This window comes from Galbibacter sp. L-19 (assembly GCF_056857615.1).
The window spans coordinates 1-14,589 of record NZ_JBSXNL010000017.1 but is presented as its reverse complement, the minus strand read 5'-3'; the positions used below and the strand labels follow the sequence as shown (position 1 = coordinate 14,589).

The window sequence follows — 14,589 nt, the reverse complement described above, 5'->3', positions numbered from 1 at the left end:
AGCATACTGAATTACTTATTTTGCTTCTTGTTTATATCACTTGGAGTAGATATGTCTTAAGGAATATAAGAGTATAGCTATACAATATTCCCGAAAATTAAACTCGCAAAATATTTCTCGGAAAAGGGACGGCATAAAGCCGTTTCGCTGTCTCTTTTTATATCCGTTTCTATTAAATTAAGATTATCATTGTTTAAGAACATTTCTTAAAATAGTTTATGGGTAAAGAAACACAATCATCGGTAAGTTTGCACATCAAAATAAATACAAAATGAAATTAACATATGTGATACGTCAAGTGGTGTTTACTACTTTGATGGCAATTTTGTCTTTACCAGTCTTTAGTCAAGAAGGAGGTAGTCTTCGCTACTTTATGCAGGAAGGTACTAATTCCCCAAATTCAATACCATATGGTAACAATGTGGAAATTCCTGAAAAGTTGGTTCTTCGTCAAATTTGGGGAATATTAAGTAGTATTTATTAAGAATAAATACTACTTAATGATGTTTTTAATTTATAAAAAGTATATATTTTCGTATATTTAAGTATTTAATATTTAAATACTTATGCTTACAAACAACCTATTTAACCTCCCTAAAATTAAAATTTACAAATCAGAACTTAGCGATGTAGAATTGACCTTATACGGACTTATTTCTTCAAAAGGAGCACGGTGTCCCGGCTGTAAGGGTTACAGCAAAAAAATTCACGATCGTTATATACGTCATTTAAATGATTTGAGTGTTTTTGAATATAAGGTGTATTTGATCTTACAGACCAGAAAATTCAAATGCACCAACAAAAGTTGTCCCCACAAAGTTTTTTCAGAGCAGACTTCCGGTATTTCACGGTACGCCCGAAGAACCATTAGACTGGATAAAATTCTTGATACCATAGCCTTGGAGACCAACTCACATCAAGGAAAGATCATATCCAAATTAGTATCAGTTTCATTAAGCAGGTCGACCATGTTGCGCAAATCTCATAAACATAAGTTACCAACTATAAAAACCCCAAGAGTATTAGGGATTGATGATTGGGCATTCCGCAAAGGAATAAATTACGGTACTGTTCTAATCGATATGGAAACATCACGCCCCGTAGACCTATTGCCTTCTCGAGACGCAAAAGATGTAAAGAAATGGTTGGGCAACCATAAGCATATTGAAATTGTCACACGAGACCGAGCCAGCTCCTATGCATCGGCTACAAAGGAAGTGCATCCTAATACCCATCAAGTAGCAGATCGGTTTCATTTACTGATGAACCTTTCGGATGCTTTAACTTTCTACTTTAAAAGTATTTTCCGGAAAATCAAACACCTTCTCCTTGAGCATCAAAATGAATTACACGATAAAAAGCCATTAAATGTCATGATGGCCATAACTCCAAAGAAGACAGTTGATACAGATACAAGGCTCCCTGTTTTTAAAAAGGTAAAAGAGTTGCAGTCCCAAAAATATGCTGCCAGAAAAATAGCCAAAGAATTAGGGATAAGTCGTAATACCGTCAGGGCTTATTTTCAATTGGAAAGCCTACCTGCAAGAGCCCATCACAAAACCACCAATATCGATCTTTTTACTGATGTCATCCTATCGGAGCTTCAACGAAAGAGATACCTTAAAAAGGATATTATTAGAAAAATAAAAGACCTAGGTTATGATGGCAGTCAAACACAGGCCTATTATCATATCAATAGGATAATACGGCAGAACCATATAAGTACACCGGATTCATCATTCATCAAAAGAGCGCCCATCAAAGGCATTATAAAACCTATACCGGCCAGAAAGCTATCCATGCTTATTACGGAGGATGACTCAAAGATAAAGGATCAAAAAGAGAAAAAATATATAGGTATTTTACTAAAAGAATCCACTGAATTACGTTTGGTCAGACGTCTTTCAAAGTACTTCCGAACTATGATCATAAACAGGGAAGGTAATGTAAGAAAATGGGTAGAGCTTGTTCAAAAATCGTCGTATCAGCTAGCAGGATTAAAAAATGATATCGTAGCGGTCGAAAATGCCATTAAGTGGGCTTGGAGTAACGGAGCGGTAGAAGGACATGTGAATCGGATAAAAACTATTAAACGTCAAATGTACGGAAGGGCAAGCTTTGAATTATTGCGTAAAAAAGTAATTCTTTCCCAAACTGGATAATCCCCAAATTTGACTAAGAACCAGTTTGGCAAGAATTTCCACCAAAAGCTCTAAATCCTTAGTAAATTGATTGTAAATTTGTATTTCTTGGGGCACAAAAAAAGGGGAGCCAACATTTTTTATTAACAGTTGTATAACTTGACAATAATCATATAATACATGATTAATATAGTGTAATTTTAAATCGGATAATATTATCCGATTTAAAATAGAGATTATGAAACAATTTAATTTATTGTGCTACTTTATAACTGTATTTATAGTTTTAAGTTGCAATTCAGAAAAAGACAACAAAGTAAGAGATAATCAAGATGTTGAAGTATCACTAGTGATGACTGCCGATTTAACTTCTCCACCATTTGTACCAAAGCCAACTGGGAAGCGAAAAGCAAAAAAGCTAATTGTAGATATGGAAATTTTGGAACAGGAAGGAGAACTTAGTAATGGAGTTAGCTATGTATATTGGACTTTTGGAGGAACAGTCCCAGGGAGTTTCATAAGAACTAAAGTTGGGGATGAAGTTCATTTTACATTAAAAAATCATCCAGATAATAAATTACCTCACAACATAGATTTACATGCTGTAAATGGACCTGGAGGAGGGGCAGAGTCTTCTTTCGTGGCGCCAGGTCATGAAAAAACATTTTCGTTTAAAACATTAAACCCAGGACTTTATGTTTATCACTGTGCAACGGCACCTGTGGGAATGCATATTGCAAACGGAATGTATGGTTTAATTTTAGTAGAACCAGAAGAAGGTTTGCCTCCTGTGGATAAGGAATATTATATAATGCAAGGAGATTTCTATACAAAAGGAAAAAATGGAGATAGAGGAATGCAGCCATTCGATATGCAAAAAGCATTAGATGAACATGCAGAGTATGTTGTTTTTAATGGGAAAGTTGGAGCTCTTACAGGTGAAAATGCAATAACTGCAAAAGTAGGGGAAACAGTGCGTTTGTATGTAGGAAATGGTGGGCCAAATCTAGTTTCATCTTTCCATGTTATTGGTGAAATTTTTGATAAAGTTCATGTAGAGGGCGGAAGTATTATAAACGAAGATGTTCAAACTACATTGATTCCTGCCGGAGGAGCTGCAATTGTAGAGTTTAAAGTAGAAGTTCCAGGTACATTTATATTAGTAGACCATTCAATTTTTAGAGCTTTTAATAAGGGTGCTTTAGCAATGTTAAATGTAAGTGGAGATGAGAATTTGAAAGTGTATTCTGGAGAAATGAGAGAAGGAATTTATCAACCTGAAGGAGCAGGGATTCAAGAGATTCCTAGAGAAGGAAAAGAGGAGCTAAATGTCCCTGCAGTAAGCTTTGAGGATCAAATGGAATTTGGTAAACAAACGTACATGCATACATGTTTTGCTTGTCATCAGCCTGAAGGACAGGGTGTAATTGGAGTTTTTCCTCCACTTGCAATGTCAGACTATTTAAATAAAGACGTAAATAGAGCAATTGAGATTGTTCTATATGGTAAACAAGGGGAGATTACCGTAAATGGAGAAAATTACAATAGTGTAATGCCAAGTCAGTCGCTTACAGATGAAGAGGTAGCTAATGTACTAACTTTTATATACAACAGTTGGGGGAATTCTAAAGAAGTTGTAACTCCAGAAATGGTATCGGAAGTAAGAAAGCAATAATTGTAATCAATAGAAATTAAAATGACTAAAGTAATACGTTTATTATTAGTTTTTATAACAACTATAGGTACAGTACAGATGTTATTTGCTCAGGATATGGTTACTATTAAAGAGGGAAGTTACATCCCTCTTTATGGTAATGATTCGATACCTAAAGTAGTTCAAACGTTTAAGATGGATGTAAATCCAGTAACGTATAGAGAGTTTCAAAAGTTTCTATTAAATAATCCAGCATGGCTAAAAGAAAATGTAAAAGGATTGTTTGCAGACAATGCCTATTTAATACGATGGAAAGGAGGGGCAACTTATAATGAAGGTATAAACCCTGATAGCCCTATCACTTATGTTTCTTGGTTTGCAGCAAAAAAATATTGTGAATGCCAAAATAAGCGTTTACCAACAACAGATGAGTGGGAATACGTTTCTATGGCAAGTGAAGATAAAATGGATGCTAGAAAAGAGGAGGATTATAATGCAAAAATATTATCATGGTATGAAACAGCAAATACAGAGCTTGATGTGGTAAGGAGTAATCCAAAAAATTATTGGGGAGTTTATGATTTACACGGTTTAGTTTGGGAGTGGACGCTGGATTTTAATTCTGTTTTGATTTCTGGTGAATCTAGGAAAGATATAGATAATGATCCTAATTTGTTCTGTGGAGCTGCTGCTGTTGGTGCTACCGATTTAATGAATTATGCAGCATTTATGCGATATGCTTTTAGGGGAAGTATAAATGCAAAATATAGCATGAAAAATCTCGGATTTAGATGTGCTAAAGATATTGCAAATTAACCCTAGAATAAGGATATATTTCTGACTTAAAAATGAGTTAAGTTGTTTAATGTTAATAATATAAAGTTAAATATAGAGTGATGAAATTAAATAAGTTATGGTTTGTATTAGGATTGTTTGTTATCATGTCCTGTAATACCAATACAGAAAAAGAACAAACAGAGGTAGTAGCTGTATCTACCAAAAATAAATCGGGAGATTTTTCAGAAATGTCTATTTACAACCTTCCTTCACATTGGACAAATCAAAATGGGGAAGAGGTAGTATTCAAAGATTTTAAAGGGAAGGTGTTGGTAACAGTTATGATTTATACTTCTTGTAAAATTGCTTGTCCAAGATTGGTTGCAGATATGCGAAATATAAAAAAGCAACTTTCGGAAGATGTTTTAAAAAATGTAGAAATGATATTGGTAAGTATAGATCCAGAAACGGATACACCTGATCGATTAAAAGCTTTTGCAAAGGAAAATTTGATGGACGAATCACCATGGACATTCCTTAGATCTACGGAAGCAAATACTAGAGAGTTTGCTGCTGTTTTAGCAGTGAATTATACGGAAATATCTCCAATTGAGTTTTCGCATTCAAATATAATAAGTGTATTTAATGAGCAGGGAGAATTAATATTTCAGCAGGAAGGATTAAATGTAAATTCTGATGCAACTGTGAAATATATTAGAGAAGCGGTTACAGAAATGTATTAAATAGCAGTTTACAAACCTTTATTGGCTTGTGTTACTAATAGTAATATGAGCCAATTTTTTATACTATTATTTTAATGATTTACTTTTTTAGTATTTTCTTTAAAGATGGATTTCTTGAAGGAGTAATAGAAATATTTAAATTGACTAATCCGATTACAAGAATTAGGCTGGCCAAAAACAGGAGTAAATAATAATTAGGGATAGCGCCTTCTGTTTTGAGCATAAACAAGGTTCCTTGTGCAAAAAGTAGTGCTTCCGTAGAGAAAATTCCAATTATAAATAAATAAACTCCCTTTTTAAAATAGCTTTCTTTTGTTATTTTATTAAGGTGATGAAAGTTTGCAAAAAGTAAACAACTAATTACCCCAAGCATAATTAAATGTATAAAACCAATCACTAAATTTCTATATAAATGTACTTGGAAAGCAATCATTGGAATAAGAGTTAGTGCCTGTAATAAAACTTTAAAAGTAAAAGAAATAATTGCAAACCGATAAAGATTTTTAATTACAGCAAATCGCTTTTTAAAACTTTCTAATAAGGGCCTTTTTAAAATGATGAAAAGGTAATAAAACATTATTAATTGAAAGGTTACACCTACAGAATTTACCCAATACAACCATGAATATTTTAAATGCCAACTTACTGGGAATGCATATGTTAGTATGACAGTTACGATTACTAAAGGATATATGTTTTTTGTAAAATTGTTTTCCTGAATGTTTAGATTTTTAAAAAGTAATGAAAGTACAGCTATTAAAAACCAACCGTTAAATTGAAAATGTAAAAAGAATTGTATGGCAAGCTGGTAGTATACAGATGACTTACCTAGTTTTACTACTGTGGGACCTAAACACCAAACTCCAATAGTAGATAGTATCATAAAATAAATTGCTAGTCTCATGAATTTATTAGCAGGCGTATCTGTTTTTATTTCTTTTAATGAGTAGTATGCAAGAGTATAACTACAAAATATATGAAGTGTTGAAAAACATATAGAAACTATGGCATATCCTTGAAAAGGAAAGCTGAATAACATGCCTATGATAGAGAGTTGAGTAATCCAGAATAAACGTTTATATTTTTTTTCATCATTATTCTTTAGATACCATTTAACAATAAACACTTGGATAGATAGGTATACCCATCCCAACATAGCAACATGAGAGTGTCCATGAATTAAGAATTTAAAATTCATAGAATCAATAGGGTGAATATATAAAAAACGCAATAAGAGCCCCATTATGGCTGCAATTAAAAAGTTACCAAAGCATATAGTGATATATCTATTATTCATTAGGTTTTTATAATCTAAAATGGATATTACGCTTGTAATTATAGAGAATTAAAATAGTTTGGTAGTATATGTCTTTTACATCAGTATAAAATAACTAATTAAAAAACTCAAAGCTAGTTTTTTATAAAGAATACTAGCTTCGAGAATTTTGAATATAGATTAAGTGTGGAGTGTTTTAACTCAGAATAGCTTCTAATTCTACTGCTTTTGGAAATAATATATTATTTTCTAAATGAATGTGTGTGTGTAAATCTTGCTCAAATTCATCTAACATTGCATAAGTGATTTTGTACGTATTACAAGCATCTGCTGGAGGTGTATATTGATTAGACAATGCAGCAATCTTTACAAAACGATCGCCTTCATTTTCATGTTCTTGCATCATCATTGCAATTGGGTTTTTAACTGTTCCAAAACCAGGCGATTCTATTTCAGTCCCTAATAATTGAGCTTTTTCTAGTTTTTTAATATGAGGAAAAAGTATTAGTTCTTCTTTTTTAAGGTGTTGAGAAAGTTCACCCGCTGTATGTTTAAAATGTTCATTGATGTTAAATAACTCAGGATGGCTACCACCGTGAACTTTGCAAAGTTTATCTAGAAATTGCAAGAGTACTGGAGTCTTTTCTTCCACATAGCTGTGATGCGTAGTTTGAATATGATCTATTAATTTTTCTAGTTTCCATGTTTTATAGTCGGCATCCATAGCTCCTCCAGTTTTTATAGCAAGTTGTAGTTTGTTACTAATTTCATTCGTATCGATACCTTGCTTTTCGCATACATCTTTTATGATTCTATTGCCTCGGCAACAAAAATCTATTCCGTAGTTAGAGAATACAGCAGCGGTTCTAAAGTTTTCTGCAACTACTTCTCCAATTTTTTTGTCTATTAAATTTTCCATTTTTTATTATTTTGAGTTATATATTTTATTTTTTAGTGTTAAGTCAAAAACAAAGTAGCACGTTGTTATAATACCTACAGCAAAAATTACATCTCCAATTGTTCGTAACCATTTTAATTTTATCATCATAGGGTCTTGCATTAATTCGGCAGATCTTGCATACCACATTCCATGCTCTATACTTTCTAATGCTTGCCAAACCCCAATAGGGAGTAAACTTAAAAGTGCCATGGCTAGTAATCCAATATTTAAACTCCAGAAGGTAATTTGAAGTAGCCTGTTATTCCATTTAACATCTCTGTATAAACTTCTTAGAACAAAGAGCATTAATCCAATTCCTAACATTCCATATACGCCAAATAAAGCAGTATGCCCATGTAATGGTGTGGTATTCAACCCTTGAATATAATATAATGCGATAGGTGGATTAATAATAAAACCAAATATTCCAGCTCCCAAAAAATTCCAAAAAGCAACAGCAATCATGAAATAAATAGGCCATTTATAATCTACAATCCATTTTGTAGATTTAGATACTTTATAATTATGGTAAGCTTCGTAACCAATTAATGTAAGCGGTACTACTTCTAGTGCACTAAATGTAGCTCCTAATGCCATTACAGCTTTTGGAGTTCCTGTAAAGTATAGGTGATGAAAAGTGCCAATAATACCTCCAGACATAAATATTATGGTAGCTAATAGCACATTTTGTGTTGCAGTTCTTGTTTTTAAGAGCCCCAGCCTAACAAAAAGAAAAGCAATTACAACCGTAGCAAAAACTTCAAAGAAACCTTCTACCCATAGGTGAACAACCCACCATCTCCAGTATTCTGATATAGCTAAGTTTGTTTGTCTTCCCCACATTAATCCAGCACCATAGAATAATGCAATAGCTGTACAAGAGACTAAAAATAAGATGATAAGGTTCTTTTCTGCTGTTTTTTGCTTTATTACAGGAATTAAAGGTCTTACCATAAGTGCAAGCCAAACAAATAAGCCTACAAATAAAAATAGTTGCCAGAATCTTCCAAGATCTACATATTCGTATCCTTGGTGTCCAAACCAGAAGTTTTCTACTAGGTTTAATTTCTGCATAACACCCATCCATTGTCCAATCATAGAACCTAAGACAATTGTCAAAAGTGCTATAAATAAAAAGTTGACACCAAATTTTTGGAACTTAGGATCTTTACCCGATACGGCAGGAGCGATATAAAGTCCAGTGGCAAGCCACGCAGTAGCAATCCAAAATATAGCTAATTGTGTATGCCAGGTTCGCGAAACAGCGTAAGGTAATATTTGATCTATTGGAATTCCATACAGACCAGCTCCTTCTACACCATAATGTGCAGTAATAATGCCAAGTAATATTTGTATTAACATTAGTAGTGAAACTATCCAAAAATATTTTTTGATAAGTCGCATAGAAGGTGTAATGCTTTGTTTTAAAAGAGGATCGTTTGATGGTGTTAGTAATTCTTCTTCTTCTCCAGATTTTACATGATAAAATACCATGATGCCAATACATAAAATAAGAAGTATAATACTTACCCCAGACCAGACTAATAAGTCGGTTGTTGCTTTGTTGCCAACTAACTCTTCTGCTGGCCAGTTATGAGTGTACGATATATTTGAGCCTGGACGTTCTGTTACAGTTGCCCATGTGGCCCAAAAGAAAAAGGCATTCAATTTCTTTATTCTTGTGAGATCTGTAATCGAATTTTTAGGAATTGCGTAATTTTCCCTAAGTTTATCAAAATCGGGATGGTCTGTAAATAAATTGCTGTAATATTCGGTTAGAACCTCTATAGCAAGTGCGCGTTCTTTTGAAATAGTGATAGTTTGTGTGCTTTCCTCAAATGTATTTTTTCTGATGTATTTCTGAAGTTTAATTTTTAATGAGGCTTGCTGTTCTTCCGTAAGGTCTTCGAATTTTTTTTGATGTGCTTCAGAAGCATACTCATTTAATATAAATAAAGCTTCTTTGTGTAGCCAATCAGCTGTCCAATCAGGTGCAACATATGCACCATGTCCCCAAATAGATCCAACTTCTTGCCCGCCAATACTTTGCCATATGTTTTGACCGTCTTTTATTTCCTTTTCAGTGAAAATAATGGATCCATCATTGGTCTTTATAGTTTTAGGAATAGGAGGGGATTCTTGGTAAATTTCGTAACCATAATACCCTAGGACTCCAAATGATAATAGCATCACAAAAGCGAATAGAATCCATAATTTTTTTTCTTTATTCTTCATTTTATTTGATTAATTTAATCGGATAAAATTATCCTATTTAATATTAAATTTTTTATAATTTTAAAATAGAAATTCCATCTTCTAATTTTAAAGCAAGCTCTTTAAGATTAGTATTCTCTAACATTATCTTAAGATTTTCTCTTATAATTTTAAATTTATCATGAAGAGGGCAAGGGTTTTTGTTATCGCATTGTTTCAAACCTAATCCACATCCGTTGTATATTGCATCACTATCTATAGCATTAACAATTACTGAAAGTTTAATTTCTTGAGGATTGAATATTTCAAAACCTCCTCCAGCACCTTTTATGGAAGTAACTATTCCATTTCTTGCTAAAGCTTGTAATATTTTAGCAGTAAAAGCAACAGGAGAATCTATTTTTTTTGCTATTTCTTTAAGGCTTACTCGCTGATTTTTCATAGAACTCTGTGCTATAAATATAGAAGCCTTAATACCGTATTCACATGCTTTAGAAAACATATTCTGTGTATATTTTTTTCAAAAATAAGAAATATTTATTAAATAGGATACTTTTATCTTATTTAACTTATGCTATTTATTAAGTAAACTATTAAAAGTGTGTTTTTTGAAATAAATAATTAGGTATGAGCATTCATGTTCATGTTATAAATTAGAGTGAATATAATTGCTATATTTAAATATAAATTTCAAATAAAATCATCCTCTTTTTCTACAGTTTCCAAACCAACTTGGTGATTAGTCTAGGATTGTATAAGTTTTTCATAGAGATAAAGAAATACCAACCTTATCAGTAGTTTTTAATAAGGCTACTGTAGTTAATTTTAGTAAGCCTTTTTCTGAATATAGTTCCTGTAATGGGGCATATTTAGTATGCCGTTAAATATTTAATTAACAGATGGAATAAGTCCTCTTAGGCCCATATCCACAGTAGTTTCTCCAACTTCTGGTTCGTATTTTCCATCTTCATTGATTTCAATCCATTCAAAACTATTATTAATAGAAAATGTAAGGGTTATATTAATGTCATCGTTTTTATAAATATAACAACATTATAAAAGATATCGAGATTACAAGACCTAACCAAGTGTGGGTAAGTGATATCACTTACATCAGAACTGTAAAAGGATTTTGTTATTTAGCACTCATTACAGATATGTATTCACGTAAAATAATTGGTTATGACCTAAGTGATAGCTTAGAGCTAAAAGGATGTGTGAGAGCTCTTAATAAAGCTTTATATCAAGCTAAAAACATTAAAGGACTCATACATCATTCAGACAGAGGAATACAATATTGCAGCAATGTATATGCACAAATATTAAAAAGCAATAAGATAGGTATCAGTATGACTGAAGAAAATCACTGCTATGAAAACGCAATGGCTGAACGTGTAAACGGCATTTTAAAAGATGAGTTCTATCTGGATCAGACCTTTACAAACGTGGCGCACGCCAAAAGAGCAACAAAAAATGCAATTAAATTATATAATGAAATAAGATTACACTTATCTTTAAATTTTAAAACACCAAATATGGTCTATAAATTAACAGCGTAAAATTAATTTTAACCTGTAGCCATATTTCAGGACTAGACATAAAACAGAAACAAAAAAGTGAAATTAAAACGAAGAAGAAAATTAGTAACGTATTTAAACATTTTAGACCAACCTGTCCGATTCAACCCCTTCGTTTTCAGTCGGACTTTTTTGTTATGGGCTTTACTTGGATTAATAGGTGGAGTAATTGCAGGAGTTTATTGGATTGTACTTGAGTTTCTGACTCATCAATTAGCCTTTTTTAGTGGTTGGCAAGTAATACCTGCAATGGCAACTTGCGGACTTTTAGCAGGTTTGATAATTCACTTCATAGGAGACCCGGGAGAAATACATTTGATTGTAAACAATATCCGATTTAATAAAGGAAAACTTGACCCCAAAAACAATCCGTCAATGGTTCTCTCTTCTTTGTTATGTGTTGCGTCAGGTGGAAGTCTAGGACCCGAAGCACCATTGGTACAAGTGACAGGCTCAACAGGAACTTGGATAGGAAAATTGTTCCGACTTAAAGGAGAAGAATTACGGTCATTAAGTATCGCAGGAATGGCTTCAGGTTTTACAGCTTTATTTGGTGCTCCTTTGGGTGGTAGCCTCTTTTCATTAGAAATACTTCACCATAAACACGCAGTTGAGTATTACAAAGCAATTATTCCTGCATTTGTTGCAAGTTGCTTTAGTTATTTAATTTTCGCTTTAATCATTCATTTGGGTCTTGGCCCTATTTGGGATTTATCTGCTTATGAATATTCAGGGATTTTTGATTTTGGCTATGCAGTTCTCTTTGCAATAATCGGGGCTGCTTTTGGTTGGGCTTTTATTTTTTGCACCAAATTTTTCAAATCAATTTTCGAGAAAAAACCAATACCCATTTATATCAAAACTCTAATTGGAGGAATTCTACTTGGCATCATAGCATTTTACTTTCCATTAACCCGATACTTCGGACATCACGAGATTAACGAACTATTATCAGGGAATTTCTCAATGACTTTATTGTTTGCGATTTTGATTTTTAAAATTATAGCCATCTCAATAACCGTAACATCAGGTTGGAGAGGTGGATTTATTATTCCGCTGTTTTTCGTAGGAGCAACTTTAGGGTTGATAATTCATCAACTTTTCCCGACAATAAATTTGACATTAGCGATAGTTAGTTGTATGGCTGCAATTAACGCTTGCGTAACTCGAACACCAATGAGTACAACAATTTTACTTGCTACTTTGACTGGGTTTGGTCATTTTATTCCAATCTTATTTGCAAGTTTAACAGGCTATTTTTTAGCTCCAAGAATACCTTTTATTGGTTCACAAATGGAAAAAGAATGAAAAAATACGGCATACAACATCGGTAACTGTTGCACAAGCCATTAATTTTATAAAAACAAGATAGTTTTAAGCCCTTTTAAGGGCTTTTATTTTACGATCTAATTAAGTTGTACGTTAAAATTAGGGAGCTTAGAAACTCATCATCGATATCATAATCCAAAAAGAATAAAATATCCAGCCGCATACTACAATTATCCACCAGCTTACGGTCGCTAATAATGTTTTCTAAATAGCCCACCAAACAGAGTTTAAAGAAAACTACGGGGTCGATACTCTTTTGTCCGCTACTACCATAAAAACCTTTAGTAAGTGGATAAAGAAAATCTAACGAAATAGCACTCTTTAAACGACGATAAAAATTGTTTTCTGGAACACGATCACTCAAACGGAAATTGTTGAATAACTTTTCTTGATATGTCTTTTTGCCTTGCATACTTAAAGTTATGAATCCAATGAAAAATTAATATCAACCCTATGTCAAATTTTTGCTAACTTGTGCAACAGGCACACCGGCTATAGTAAATGCGGGCTGAGTGATTAAAAATGAATATATTACAACTAAATAAATTTACAGTAAGCGGACAAATAGGCGGCTTTGAAATCCCGCACTTGCCATAGCTGCAAACCGTTGTGTGCAACCTGAAAAAAAATGAATAACGAACAAACGGCAATACGAACAACTTATTTCAGCATAATTGGAAATACTGCTTTAGCCTTGATAAAAGGACTTGCGGGATTTTTTGGGAATTCTTATGCTTTAATTGCAGATGCTATCGAATCAACTACTGATATTTTTGCTTCATTTTTAGTTCTATTAGGTTTTAAATATGCAAAACGACCTGCAGACGAAAACCATCCTTATGGGCACGGAAAAATTGAACCATTAATTACATTTGGAGTAGTTGCTTTTCTTGTTGTTTCTGCTACAATAATTGCATATGAAAGTATTCAAAATATTCAGACACCTCATAAAGTTCCAAAATCTTGGACTTTAATTATTTTGGGTCTAATAATAATTTGGAAAGAAGTATCATTTCAAATCGTAATGAAAAAAAGTAAACAAACCAATAGTTCTTCACTAAAAGCAGATGCTTGGCATCATAGAAGTGATGCAATAACTTCGGTAATGGCATTTATCGGAATTTCAATAGCAATCATATTTGGAAAAGGTTATGAAACTGCTGATGATTGGGCAGCATTATTTGCTTCTGCATTTATTTTATATAATAGTTATTTAATCTTACGCCCAGCATTAGGAGAAGTTATGGACGAACAACTTTATGACGACCTAATACTTGAAATTAGAGAAAAATCAACCGAAGTAAAAGGTGTTTTAGACACCGAGAAATGCTTTATCCGAAAATCGGGAATGAAATTTCACGTTGATTTACACGCAATAGTTGACGGACAAATTACTGTGAAAAAAGGACACGACATTTCACACCAACTGAAAGACCATTTAAGAAATGAAGTACCGAATTTAGGACACGTTCTCATACACATTGAACCAAATGAATAAAGAAAGGTAGCATACAATAAAGAACTGAGGTAAAAACCAAAGGATTTTACCTCAATCTTGAAACAAAATTTTCATTATAAGGGATTCCATTTTTCACAATAGCAAAAGCTTGTTTAAGTAGTTTATTAAACACGGCGATTAATGCTAACTTTTTACTCTTTCCCTTTGCAGCAATACGCTCGTAAAGCGCCTTACATGCGCGGTCACTAAGGGTACTACCCTAACAAGTCAAAAACCTTGCAAAATCTATGATTTACAAGGTTTTTGTTGTTTTATGGATATTATTTAAATTGAATTGATTTGGTTTAAAATGTAAATAAATCGGTCAACAAAAATTTAAGAGGTCAACAGTGTTAACCGAATACGTAAAACACAGAGCCATAGTTGATTTGACTTTCATCTTAATGTTTAACCTTAAAGATGACAACTATGAAAACATC

Annotated in this window: 12 protein-coding genes and 2 pseudogenes; 8 read left to right on the top strand and 6 right to left on the bottom strand. The window is 32.8% G+C overall.

The features are described from left to right. The first annotated feature begins 271 nt into the window (after nt 1-271). The 5 genes from AC13CQ_RS00620 to AC13CQ_RS00600 all read left to right on the top strand — a co-directional run bounded on the left by AC13CQ_RS00620 (nt 272) and on the right by AC13CQ_RS00600 (nt 5,315). A complete protein-coding gene (locus tag AC13CQ_RS00620; protein WP_474507425.1) occupies nt 272-484 on the top strand; it encodes a hypothetical protein in 213 nt (70 codons plus the stop codon). A gap of 82 nt (nt 485-566) precedes the next feature. Then, the gene (locus AC13CQ_RS00615) at nt 567-2,162 is read left to right on the top strand and encodes an ISL3 family transposase (protein WP_474507426.1); all 1,596 of its coding nucleotides are present in this window, start codon (nt 567-569) and stop codon (nt 2,160-2,162) included. A 217-nt stretch (nt 2,163-2,379) separates the two neighbouring features. Beyond that, a complete protein-coding gene (gene nirK / locus AC13CQ_RS00610) occupies nt 2,380-3,816 on the top strand; it encodes a copper-containing nitrite reductase (RefSeq protein ID WP_474507427.1) in 1,437 nt (478 codons plus the stop codon). Nucleotides 3,817-3,837: 21 nt separating this feature from the next. Beyond that, nucleotides 3,838-4,611 carry a formylglycine-generating enzyme family protein gene (locus AC13CQ_RS00605; protein WP_474507428.1) on the top strand — a complete coding sequence of 258 codons (774 nt, stop codon included), beginning with the start codon at nt 3,838-3,840 and terminating at the stop codon, nt 4,609-4,611. 80 nt (nt 4,612-4,691) lie between these two features. Continuing rightward, nucleotides 4,692-5,315: an SCO family protein gene (locus AC13CQ_RS00600; protein WP_474507429.1), complete on the top strand. Its 624-nt coding sequence runs from the start codon at nt 4,692-4,694 to the stop codon at nt 5,313-5,315. Between the two features lie 79 nt (nt 5,316-5,394). Here the strand turns inward: AC13CQ_RS00600 and AC13CQ_RS00595 are convergent, their stop codons facing one another. The 4 genes from AC13CQ_RS00595 to AC13CQ_RS00580 form a co-directional block, all read right to left on the bottom strand. Further along, nucleotides 5,395-6,612, bottom strand: coding sequence for a hypothetical protein (locus tag AC13CQ_RS00595; RefSeq protein ID WP_474507430.1), 1,218 nt, complete (start codon nt 6,610-6,612; stop codon nt 5,395-5,397). Nucleotides 6,613-6,787: 175 nt separating this feature from the next. Beyond that, nucleotides 6,788-7,510 carry an iron-sulfur cluster repair di-iron protein gene (gene ric, locus AC13CQ_RS00590; protein WP_474507431.1) on the bottom strand — a complete coding sequence of 241 codons (723 nt, stop codon included), beginning with the start codon at nt 7,508-7,510 and terminating at the stop codon, nt 6,788-6,790. Between the two features lie 6 nt (nt 7,511-7,516). After that, nucleotides 7,517-9,766, bottom strand: coding sequence for a nitric-oxide reductase large subunit (locus AC13CQ_RS00585; RefSeq protein WP_474507432.1), 2,250 nt, complete (start codon nt 9,764-9,766; stop codon nt 7,517-7,519). Nucleotides 9,767-9,818: 52 nt separating this feature from the next. Next, nucleotides 9,819-10,247 carry an RrF2 family transcriptional regulator gene (locus AC13CQ_RS00580; RefSeq protein WP_474507433.1) on the bottom strand — a complete coding sequence of 143 codons (429 nt, stop codon included), beginning with the start codon at nt 10,245-10,247 and terminating at the stop codon, nt 9,819-9,821. Between the two features lie 550 nt (nt 10,248-10,797). Between AC13CQ_RS00580 and AC13CQ_RS00575 the strand changes: the two genes are divergently transcribed. Together AC13CQ_RS00575 and AC13CQ_RS00570 are read left to right on the top strand one after the other, a co-directional pair. Then, complete coding sequence (locus tag AC13CQ_RS00575) at nt 10,798-11,304, top strand: IS3 family transposase (RefSeq protein ID WP_474507839.1); 507 nt, start codon at nt 10,798-10,800, stop codon at nt 11,302-11,304. 57 nt (nt 11,305-11,361) lie between these two features. Continuing rightward, the gene (locus AC13CQ_RS00570) at nt 11,362-12,630 is read left to right on the top strand and encodes a chloride channel protein (protein WP_474507434.1); all 1,269 of its coding nucleotides are present in this window, start codon (nt 11,362-11,364) and stop codon (nt 12,628-12,630) included. A gap of 136 nt (nt 12,631-12,766) precedes the next feature. Here the strand turns inward: AC13CQ_RS00570 and AC13CQ_RS00565 are convergent. Continuing rightward, a pseudogene (locus AC13CQ_RS00565) lies at nt 12,767-13,063 on the bottom strand (transposase); the annotation flags it as partial. A gap of 216 nt (nt 13,064-13,279) precedes the next feature. Here AC13CQ_RS00565 and AC13CQ_RS00560 point away from each other — a divergent pair. Beyond that, nucleotides 13,280-14,149 carry a cation diffusion facilitator family transporter gene (locus tag AC13CQ_RS00560; RefSeq protein ID WP_474507435.1) on the top strand — a complete coding sequence of 290 codons (870 nt, stop codon included), beginning with the start codon at nt 13,280-13,282 and terminating at the stop codon, nt 14,147-14,149. A gap of 46 nt (nt 14,150-14,195) precedes the next feature. On the opposite strand, the pseudogene AC13CQ_RS00555 reads toward AC13CQ_RS00560, so the two are convergent. After that, nucleotides 14,196-14,354, bottom strand: a pseudogene (locus AC13CQ_RS00555) (IS110 family transposase); the annotation flags it as partial. Between the last annotated feature and the right edge of the window lie 235 nt (nt 14,355-14,589).

Coding starts and splice junctions, on each gene's coding strand:
- AC13CQ_RS00620 (WP_474507425.1), top strand. CDS start 272: ATGAAATTAACATATGTGATACGTCAAGTGGTGTTTACTACTTTGATG.
- AC13CQ_RS00615 (WP_474507426.1), top strand. CDS start 567: ATGCTTACAAACAACCTATTTAACCTCCCTAAAATTAAAATTTACAAA.
- nirK (WP_474507427.1), top strand. CDS start 2,380: ATGAAACAATTTAATTTATTGTGCTACTTTATAACTGTATTTATAGTT.
- AC13CQ_RS00605 (WP_474507428.1), top strand. CDS start 3,838: ATGACTAAAGTAATACGTTTATTATTAGTTTTTATAACAACTATAGGT.
- AC13CQ_RS00600 (WP_474507429.1), top strand. CDS start 4,692: ATGAAATTAAATAAGTTATGGTTTGTATTAGGATTGTTTGTTATCATG.
- AC13CQ_RS00595 (WP_474507430.1), bottom strand. CDS start 6,612: ATGAATAATAGATATATCACTATATGCTTTGGTAACTTTTTAATTGCA.
- ric (WP_474507431.1), bottom strand. CDS start 7,510: ATGGAAAATTTAATAGACAAAAAAATTGGAGAAGTAGTTGCAGAAAAC.
- AC13CQ_RS00585 (WP_474507432.1), bottom strand. CDS start 9,766: ATGAAGAATAAAGAAAAAAAATTATGGATTCTATTCGCTTTTGTGATG.
- AC13CQ_RS00580 (WP_474507433.1), bottom strand. CDS start 10,247: ATGTTTTCTAAAGCATGTGAATACGGTATTAAGGCTTCTATATTTATA.
- AC13CQ_RS00560 (WP_474507435.1), top strand. CDS start 13,280: ATGAATAACGAACAAACGGCAATACGAACAACTTATTTCAGCATAATT.